At 68.3% G+C, this 7779-nt stretch carries 7 protein-coding genes; 2 read left to right on the top strand and 5 right to left on the bottom strand.

Features of this window, described 5'->3' with window-relative positions; all coding sequences use genetic code 11:
• Window positions 1-28: 28 nt before the first annotated feature.
• The 5 genes from phaC to ftsH all read right to left on the bottom strand — a co-directional run bounded on the left by phaC (window position 29) and on the right by ftsH (window position 5482).
• Window positions 29-1093, bottom strand: coding sequence for a class III poly(R)-hydroxyalkanoic acid synthase subunit PhaC (gene phaC, locus AB1578_20200; GenBank protein ID MEW6490216.1), 1065 nt, complete (start codon window positions 1091-1093; stop codon window positions 29-31).
• Window positions 1094-1096: 3 nt separating this feature from the next.
• Complete coding sequence (phaE, locus tag AB1578_20205; GenBank protein MEW6490217.1) at window positions 1097-2305, bottom strand: class III poly(R)-hydroxyalkanoic acid synthase subunit PhaE; 1209 nt, start codon at window positions 2303-2305, stop codon at window positions 1097-1099.
• A gap of 25 nt (window positions 2306-2330) precedes the next feature.
• Window positions 2331-2804 carry a hypothetical protein gene (locus tag AB1578_20210; GenBank protein ID MEW6490218.1) on the bottom strand — a complete coding sequence of 158 codons (474 nt, stop codon included), beginning with the start codon at window positions 2802-2804 and terminating at the stop codon, window positions 2331-2333.
• A gap of 218 nt (window positions 2805-3022) precedes the next feature.
• Complete coding sequence (locus AB1578_20215; protein ID MEW6490219.1) at window positions 3023-3487, bottom strand: polyhydroxyalkanoate synthesis regulator DNA-binding domain-containing protein; 465 nt, start codon at window positions 3485-3487, stop codon at window positions 3023-3025.
• A gap of 141 nt (window positions 3488-3628) precedes the next feature.
• Complete coding sequence (gene ftsH, locus AB1578_20220) at window positions 3629-5482, bottom strand: ATP-dependent zinc metalloprotease FtsH (protein MEW6490220.1); 1854 nt, start codon at window positions 5480-5482, stop codon at window positions 3629-3631.
• A gap of 229 nt (window positions 5483-5711) precedes the next feature.
• On the opposite strand from ftsH, the gene AB1578_20225 reads away from it, so the two are divergent.
• Together AB1578_20225 and AB1578_20230 are read left to right on the top strand one after the other, a co-directional pair.
• Window positions 5712-7013, top strand: coding sequence for a homoserine dehydrogenase (locus AB1578_20225; GenBank protein ID MEW6490221.1), 1302 nt, complete (start codon window positions 5712-5714; stop codon window positions 7011-7013).
• A gap of 142 nt (window positions 7014-7155) precedes the next feature.
• Window positions 7156-7779 (top strand): phosphoglycerate mutase (locus AB1578_20230; protein MEW6490222.1); only part of this gene is annotated, 624 nt, incomplete at its 3' end.

Raw genomic sequence — 7779 nt, forward strand, 5'->3', positions numbered from 1 at the left:
CGTTTCCCGTCCGGGGAGGTGGCGGGCGCTAGACCCGGGCCTTTACCCACTGGGCGACCGCCGGCGCGAGCTCCCTCTGGGCGCGGCCGCTCACGTAGATGCCGATGTGGCCGCCGGGAAAGGCGAGCGTCGTCAGGTCCTTGGAGCCGACGTACTTCTCCAGCGCCTGGGAGGAGGAAGGAGGCACCAGGTGGTCTTCCTTGGCGTAGACGTTGAGCACGGGCATGGCGACGTTCTTCAGGTCCACCCGTCTGCCGCCGAGCTCCACCTCGCCCTTGATGAGTTTGTTGCCCTGGTAGAAGTCCTTGAGGAACTGCCGGATGGCTTCGCCGGCCTGGTCGGGGCTGTCGAAGATCCACTTCTCCATCCGGAGGAAGCTCCTGAGATTCTCCTCGTCGTCGAGGATGGAGACGAACCCCAGGTATTTCTGCACCATGAGCTGGAGGGGCTTGAGCATCAGGAACCCCCAGTTCATGAACTCCCCCGGCACGTTTCCGAAGGCGTCCACCAGGGCGTCGGCGTCCAGTTGCTGCGCCCACACGTTGAGCAAGCCGTCTCGTACGTGGAAGTCCACGGGGGTGACCATAGTGATGAGGTTCTCTACCTTGTCGGGGTGCAGAGCCGAGTAGCACAGGCTGAAGGTGCCGCCCTGGCAGATGCCCAGCAGGTTGATCTTGTCGAGGCCGTGGCGCTCCCGTATGGCGTCCACGGCCCGGTCGATGTACCCGTTGATGTAGTCGTCCAGCGTCAGGTAGCGCTCGCAGCGGTCGGGATAGCCCCAGTCGATCAGATAGACGTCCATCCCCTGGGAGAGGAGGTTGCGGACCATGGAGCGGTCGGCCTGGATGTCGACCATGTAGGGCCGGTTGACCAGGGCGTACACCATCATCACCGGCACCTTGCAGGGGCGCTTCACGGTGGGGTGATAGTGGTAGAGGACCATCTCGTCTTCCCGGTACACCGCTTCCTTGGAGGTGGGGGCGACGTCGATCTCCTTGATGTCGACGATGGAGTCGATGCCCCGCAGGAGTTTGCGGTTGAAGTCCACCATCTCTTTCATGGCCTGCTCGGGGCGGATCTGGACAGGGAACATGGATTACCCCTCCTTCTTCCCGGTCCGGGAAGCGCTTGATCTTGCCCTGGAGGAAGATTTTCGGCGCGTGGTGGCATTTGGGGGGGCAGGGTCGGCCGCCGGAGCGGCGGCGCCCGGCGCCGCGGGCGGCGCCGGGGTGGCCGGTGCCGTGGCGGGAGCGGCTCGCATTTGGGAGACCTCGCGGCGCAGCGCCCGCACCTCGTTCTTGAGGTCGTGGAGGTGGCGGTAGGCGTCGTCGAGCTCGCGGCGGGTGGGCAGGTGCAGGGACTTCATGAGAGCGTCCATGAGCTCCCGCTCCCGTATCCGGTGCTGCATGGCGGCGTTTACGAAACGCCCCTGGACCTCGGCGAAGGCGTCGGTGCTGGCCATCTCGAAGTAGGTCTTCTCCGCAGTGGCGACCCACAGGTCGAAGAGGGCGCGAAGGCTCTCGATCTTCTCCCCCCGTTCCGACTTCTCCACGAGCTCCCGCAGGAGCCCCTCCATGGCCCGCAGGCCCGTGTTCACCATCTCGGTGTGGAAGTCGACCTCGGTTCGGCGCACCTCCACCCAGGTCTCGAAGGCGGAGGTGACCTTCTCCTGGAACTCGCGCGTGTACCCGATGGCGGGGGCGGCGGCGAACTTGCCCGCGGTGCTCCCGAAGGTGTCCATGAAGAGGTTGTACATGCGCACGACGGCTTGGCGGTCTCCGCTCATGGCCTCCCCCAGGTGGCCGCGCGCGCCCCGGAGCGACTCCAGCCACGGCGCCCCGAGCTTCTGGAGCTCCTGCGCGTACAGCTTCCAGAGCTCAGGCATGTCGCGGGCCATGGCAGCGGCCGCTTCGGGCGTAAACCAGGGCGCGGGCGCCTGGGTCATGGTCTCCTTGATCTGGCGGAACTGCCGACGCAGGAGGTCGGCCCAGTCCTCCCCGGCGTCGATCTTGGGGGCGACGGTGTGCATGACGGCCAGGGCCTGCTCGACGAACCGCAGGAACACGTCTTCACCGGTGAAGAGACGTTCGGCCACTTCACGGGGTACGCCGGTCGTGGAGGCCCCGAGCCCTTCGAGGCTCTGACGGGCCAGATCGCGCCAGCGCTGGCCCCACTCGGCCCAGGCAGGCGCTTCCCCTCCCGCCGGGGCACTTCGCTGGGCGGCCTCGGCCCAGCCTTCCCACAGCTTCTTCTGGGTCTCGGTCCACGATCGCAACATCGCCTGGGTCTGCTCGGTCCAGTTCATGGCCTCCCCTCTCCTTCGAACGCGTTCATGGGGTCCTGTTCCTTCTGTCTGGACTGGAGAAGAACCCCTCGGTCCACGACTGGGCCCACTCCGCCTGGGTCTGGAGGGCTTTGCGGGTCAGCTCTTCCCAGTCGCCGATGGCGCCTTCGGCCTCCTGGCTCCGGCCCCGGGCAGCCAGGAGCTCCCGCAGGTTCTTCACGGTCTTCTCCGCCTCTTGGAGGCGGCTCTTGAGCTCTTCGCAGCGCTCCAGGAGCTCCAGGTACCGCTGGCGCGGGACCACGCCCAGGGTCTTCCAGTACTCCTCCACCAGGGCTTGGATGTCCCCCGCGCCGGGAGCGCCTGCCGCTTCCCGGGGCATCCACGCCCGGGCCCAGGCGGCAAGGGCCTCCGGGGTGAGGGGGTTGGCACCCAGGGCCTCCAGGGCCTTGCGGGCCTCCTCCGTACCCCGGAGGGCGTCGGCAGTGAGCCGGAGCCACGATTCGAGCAGCTTGGGGTCCACGGGAGCCTCCTTCCGCGGAGGTGCGAAGGGTAGTCGGCTTGCTGCAATGCGTCAAGACGCCGGGACGGCCGCCGGCGTGTCGGGGGCACCCCGCATCAATGAGAGTACACGGTAGCCTGCCTCGGACGCCTGGCAAGGCAAGCCCGAAAAGGACCGCGTTGGGGGCGCGGGGCGGACAGCCGCGGCAGAGGGAGGATCTCTCTGGGGGAGAACGCGCTTCAGGCGCGCTCGTCGCGCTCGGCCTCGAGCTCGCGCACGCGGGCCCGCAGGGCCTCGAGCTCCTTTCGGGAGTCGGTCTCGGAAAACTCGAGCCAGGGCCGCATCCAGCCGCGCAGGGCTGTCTCCATCTGCTCCTGGGCGGCCCGGTAGGCGGCGAGGCCGGTCTCCAGCCCCTTCTCCAGGAACCGTTCGTAGGCGGATTCCCCGTCCTGGATGATGTGGTGGAGAAAGTCCACGGGGAGGAGGTTGCGCTGGTCTTTCTCTTCTTCGAGGATGATTTGGGTGAGGATGACCTTGGAGAGGTCCTCGCCCGTGGAGGCGTCCACCACCTCCACCGTGTTCCCCTCGCGGATGCGCTCCGCGATCTGGCGCAGATTCACGTACTGGCTGTGGACCGTGTCGTAGAGGCGCCGGTTGGCGTACTTCTTCACGAGGATGTGCCGGGAGCGGAGTTCGTCGGGCATGTGTGCGACTCGTTTCTGGGGCAGCCGTCGGCGCGGGGCATGGGGCATAGAGCCTGGGGCATGGGGCATGGGGCGCAGAGCACGGGGCCTGGCGCACGGGGATCCACAACGGACCACGGACAACGGACAACCGCCCAACGCTTATCTTGCCGCCACCTCCACCCTTGCGTCGGGCCACAGGATGGCGTCCATCTCGGTGCCGGCGATTTCCTCTCGCTCCATGAGGGCCTCGGTCAGGCGCTCCAGGGCGTCGCGGTGCTCGGTCAGGAGGGCGGAGGCACGCTCTTCGGCGGAGCGCACGATGGCCTCGATCTCCTGGTCGATGATCCAGCCCATCTCTTCCGAGTAGGTCTTCTCCTGGGCGAGCCGCTTCCCGAGGAAGACGTGCTCCTCGCCCCGGCTGAAGGTCACGGGCCCGATCCGCTCGCTCATGCCCCACTGGCACACCATCTTTTCGGCGAGATCGGTGGACTGCTTCAGGTCGCTCTGGGCGCCGGTGGAGGTCTCGTCGAAGACCAGGAGCTCGGCGGCCCGCCCCCCCATGTTCACCGCGAGTTTTCCCAGGAGGTAGCTCCTGGGGTAGTAGTGGCGGTCGCCCTCGGGCACGAGCTGGGTGAGCCCGAGCGCCCGGCCCCGGGGGATGATGGTCACCTTGTAGACCGGGTCCATGCCGGGGATGAGCTTCGCCACCAGGGTGTGGCCGGCTTCGTGGCAGGCGGTGATCCGGCGCTCGTTTTCGTCCGTGAGGCCGGGGCGTTCGATCCCCATGACGACCTTGTCCTTGGCCAGGTCGAAGTGGCGCATGGAGACGAGAGTCTCGTTGGTACGGGCGGCAAAGAGCGTCGCCTCGTTGCAGAGGTTTTCCAGATCGGCCCCGCTCATGCCCGGGGTCGCCCGCCCCACGATCGCCAGGTCCACGTCGGGTGCGAGGGGGATCTTGCGGGTGTGGACCTTCAGAATGGCCGTGCGCTCGTCGAGGGTGGGGAGATCGATGACCACGTGCCGGTCGAACCGGCCCGGCCGCAGCAGCGCGGGGTCGAGCACGTCGGGCCGGTTGCTGGCGGCGATCACGATGACCCGCTCGTGGCCCTCGAAGCCGTCCATCTCGCCCAGCAGTTGGTTGAGGGTCTGTTCGCGCTCGTCGTGGCCGCCCCCCAGGCCCGTGCCCCGGGACCGCCCCACCGCGTCGATCTCGTCGATGAAGATGATGCTCGGCGCCTTGCCCCGAGCCTTCTCGAAGAGGTCGCGCACCCGGGCGGCGCCCACCCCCACGAACATCTCGATGAACTCCGAGGCGCTCGTGGAGAAGAAGGGCACGCCGGCCTCCCCTGCCACCGCCCGTGCCAGCAGGGTCTTGCCCGTGCCGGGCGGGCCCATGAGGAGGACCCCCTTGGGCACCTTGCCCCCGATCTGCTGGTACTTGGCCGGCTCCTTGAGGAAGTCCACCACCTCGAAGAGCTCCCGCTTCGCGCTCTCCATGCCGGCCACGTCCTGGAAGGTGACCTGGGGAACCTTTCCCTCGTAGACCCGGGCCTTGACCTGGCCGAAGTTGCCGAAGGGTCCCATCCGGGCGTTCTGGGCGCGGCGCATGGTCCAGACCCAGAAGCCCAGCAGCAGCAGCCAGGGCAGGCTGTTGGCCAGGATGACCCACCAGAGGTTCTGTGCCGCCGCCCGCCGCACCTGGATCTCCACCTGGTGCGCCTCCAGGAGCCGCAGGAGGTCGGGATCCTCGAAGGGAGGAAGGGGGGTGGAGAAGGTCTGGATTGGGCCCGGGGCTCCCGGCAGGACGATGCCATTCAGGAATCGGCCCGAGATCTCGTCCTCGGAGAGCGTGACCTCCCGGACGTTGCCGGCGGCCAGCTCCTGCTTGAACTGGGTGTAGGAGAGCGCCGGGCTCGGAGGGCGCGCCGAGCGGTTCATGTTGTCGAGCAGCACGCTGAAGAGCAGGAGCGCAACCAGCAGTCCCGCCGCCCTGCGCCAGGGAAACCGTTCCATGGACACCTCTCTGGTGAGAAACCCGGCTACCGTACCGAAATTCGGGCCCACGGTCAAACGCCCACGGCGGGAAGTGCGCGGAAAACCGAGCATTTTCGCCGGGGGAATCCCGTTGACCTGCGGGAACCCGTTCCTTTAGCATGAGGCCTCTTCCGGCCCCGGAAAGCCTGGGGCCGGGGCGCACGCAGGCTGCTTTTTCGGCAGCCTGCCAGACCGCTCGGAGCAGGCCATGAAGGACATCGGGGTCGGCATCATCGGCATCGGCACCGTGGGAGCGGGGGTCGTGCAGGTCCTCCAGGAGAACGCCCGGGAGATCGAGCGACGGCTGGGGGCGCGCCTCAGGCTCGTCCGGGTGGCGGACAAGGACATCGAGAGCGACCGGGGGGTGCCCATCGACCGGGTGCTCCTCACCACCGAGGTGGCCGAAGTGCTGGAAAATCCGGAGATCCAGATCGTGGCGGAGCTCATCGGGGGGTACGAGCCCGCCCGGGGCTTCCTGCTGCGGGCCATGGCCAACGGCAAGCACGTGGTCACGGCCAACAAGGCCCTGCTCGCGGTACACGGCGACGAGATCTTTGCAGCGGCGAAGGCTGCCGGGGTGGACGTGGGGTTCGAGGCCAGTGTGGGCGGGGGCATCCCCATCCTGCGGGCCGTGCGCGAGGGCATGGCCGCCAACCGGGTGCGCAGCGTCCTGGGTATCCTCAACGGCACCACCAACTACATCCTCACCGAGATGACGGAGCGGGGCGAGGCGTTCGAGCGCGTGCTCAAGGAGGCCCAGAAGCTCGGCTACGCGGAGGCCGACCCCACCTTCGACGTGGAGGGGGTCGACGCGGCCCACAAACTCGCCATCCTGACCACCATGGCCTTCGGGTGCCGGGTGCCCTTTTCGGCGGTGTTCACCGAGGGGATCAGCCGGCTCACGCCCCAGGACATCGAGTACGCCGGGGAGTTCGGGTACCACGTGAAGCTCCTGGCCATCGGCAAGAAGGACGGCAAACGGGTGGAGGTTCGGGTGCACCCCACCATGGTGCCGTCGAGCCACCTGCTCGCGGGCGTGCGGGGCGTGTACAACGCGGTATACGTGGACGCGGACTTCCTGGGGCCGAGCCTGTATTACGGGCAGGGGGCGGGCCGCCGGGCCACCGCGAGCGCGGTGGTGGGGGACATGATCGAGCTGGCGCGCAACGTACGGCAGGGGGTCTCGTGGCGGGTCCCCCCCCGGGCGTTCCAGGAAGAGGCCCTCGAGGCCGCCCAGGTCAAGCCCATCGAAGAGGTGGTGTGCCAGTACTACCTGCGCTTTACCGCGCTCGACAAGCCCGGGGTGCTCTCCCGCATCTCGGGCATCCTGGGGGAGTACGGCATCTCCATCGAGAGCGTGGTGCAGAAAGGGCGGGACGCCGGCCAGGCCGTGCCCCTGGTCTTCATGACCCACGAGGCGCGGGAGGCCGACGTGCGCAGGGCCCTGGGGGAGATCGACACCCTGGGGGTGACCCTGGGAGCCCCGGCGCTGATTCGGATCGAGGGGTGAAGAGCCTGTTTGGACAGGATGGCAGGATGAACCGGATGGGGTTGGGGCTTGTCGGGGATTGGGGGCGTAGGGAACGGCTCGGGTCGGGAGCTCCTCATCCTGGAGATCCTGTCATCCTGTCTCGTTCTCCCTGGTTGTTCCCATGAAGATCGCCATTGTGCTGGGCGACGGCATGGCGGACGTGCCCCTGGAGGAGCTGGGGGGGCGTACGCCCCTGGAGGCGGCGGCGACGCCCGCCCTGGACGCCCTGGCCCGGGAGGGCACCCTGGGGCTCGCGTCCACCATCCCGCCGGGGCTCACCCCCGGGAGCGACGTGGCAAACCTTTCGGTCTTCGGGTACGACCCCCGGGCGTGCTACACGGGCCGGGCGCCCCTGGAGGCGGTGGCCATGGGGGTGCCCCTGGGCGCCGCCGATGTGGCCTACCGGATGAACCTGGTGACGCTGCTGGTGGGGGGCGGCCAGGTCTTCCTGGACGACTTCTGCGCGGAGCACATCTCCACCGGGGAGGCCGCCCGCATCGTGGCCACCCTGGGCGAGCGCCTGGGCCACGACGGCTTCGAGTTCTACCCGGGGGTCTCCTACCGTCACCTGCTGGTCTGGAGGGGCGGCGAGGCCGACGCCGCGACGACGCCGCCCCACGACATCCTGGGAAAGCCCGTGCAGGAGTACCTGCCCCGGGGGCCGGGGGCCGACGCGCTGCTGCACTTGATGACGGGCTCCCAGATCCTCTTGAAGGACCACCCGGTGAACCTGGCCCGCCGGGAG

This window comes from Thermodesulfobacteriota bacterium, from assembly GCA_040756475.1.
Lineage (GTDB): Bacteria > Desulfobacterota > Deferrisomatia > Deferrisomatales > JACRMM01 > JBFLZB01.

Excerpts from the sequence above, each read along its gene's own strand:
- ftsH (MEW6490220.1), bottom strand. The coding sequence starts at position 5,482 with ATGGAACGGTTTCCCTGGCGCAGGGCGGCGGGACTGCTGGTTGCGCTC.
- AB1578_20215 (MEW6490219.1), bottom strand. The coding sequence starts at position 3,487 with ATGCCCGACGAACTCCGCTCCCGGCACATCCTCGTGAAGAAGTACGCC.
- phaE (MEW6490217.1), bottom strand. The coding sequence starts at position 2,305 with ATGAACTGGACCGAGCAGACCCAGGCGATGTTGCGATCGTGGACCGAG.
- phaC (MEW6490216.1), bottom strand. The coding sequence starts at position 1,093 with ATGTTCCCTGTCCAGATCCGCCCCGAGCAGGCCATGAAAGAGATGGTG.
- AB1578_20225 (MEW6490221.1), top strand. The coding sequence starts at position 5,712 with ATGAAGGACATCGGGGTCGGCATCATCGGCATCGGCACCGTGGGAGCG.